Source organism: Staphylococcus sp. HMSC34G04, from assembly GCF_001838765.1.
In the GTDB taxonomy this organism is placed as follows: Bacteria; Bacillota; Bacilli; order Staphylococcales; family Staphylococcaceae; genus Staphylococcus; species Staphylococcus epidermidis.
In genome coordinates this window covers 1-1,010 of the sequence record NZ_KV838697.1, presented here as the reverse complement: position 1 = coordinate 1,010, position 1,010 = coordinate 1, and the positions used below count along the sequence as shown (strand labels likewise).

At 24.5% G+C, this 1,010-nt stretch carries 1 protein-coding gene and 1 pseudogene; both read left to right on the top strand.

Annotated elements, in window-relative coordinates; all coding sequences use genetic code 11:
* Positions 1-189: hypothetical protein (locus HMPREF3241_RS12635; protein ID WP_050550802.1), on the top strand; the 189-nt coding region annotated here is incomplete at its 5' end.
* A 458-nt stretch (positions 190-647) separates the two neighbouring features.
* Positions 648-1,010: pseudogene (locus HMPREF3241_RS13045) on the top strand (hypothetical protein); the annotation flags it as partial.

Below are 1,010 nucleotides of genomic sequence, written 5' to 3'. Positions count from 1 at the left end.
TATATTATAAATTCAACTTTGCAACAGAACCTCGGAGACAATTTAGAAGTCGATATACAGGATGGCGTTGTAACATTTACCAAAAAGGAAAAGTCTATAAAAGATGAGATTCAAGATTTTTATAGAAATGATGGTCGTTATGAAGAAGAAGAAATAGACTTTGGACAATCAAAAGGAAAAGAAATATAGTACAACAATTTGATATTGATACTACTAATTTAGATTATAACCGAAGGAAAGAAAAACAAAGAAGGATTTAAAATGAATGGGAAATAATTACGAATGTTGCTCATTTCTATTTCAATTTATGATAGTAGAACTGCTGCTAATAATTATTAAGGAGACTAAGTAATTTTAGTCTCCTTTTTTGATATATTAAAGTACAAAAAGTTGGATGTAAATTGCATTAAGTATCTCAATTTAGATGCTACTATATACATTAATTAATCATATGTGGTGTCATATTATTCTTATAAATTGTCGTTACACACATCAAATATATATCGAATAGTTACTTTTAATATTCCATTATTCGTATTTTATACTCTGAATTTAAATTACTAAAGATGAACATAAGGGAGGTGAATAATGATATCTTTTATGCTATCAATTGATATTTTTTAATACAAAAACGAAAGGAAGGAAATATGTTAAAAAATATAATTAGTGTAGTTGTAGCAATACCTACTTTGTTTTCGGTTTTTAAAGTCGTAAATGAATATTTTAAAAAAAATCCCAAAAGTAATATAAAACTCTATTTTAGAAGTTTAATTATTAGTTTATTATGTTCGTTATTCGTAATTGTTTTAATGATGTTTTTATATTCAAAGATATATTATGGTGATTATAAATCACAAGAATTTAAAGGAATTTATAGTTTAATAGAAGTAAGTGCACTTTTGATATTACTTTTTGTATTCAGTTTATTCTTTGTAAAAGATTATATGAAGACAAATTATAGTTTTCTTATGGCAGCAGACTTTAAAAGGTTCTGTTGCAAAGTTAAAAAA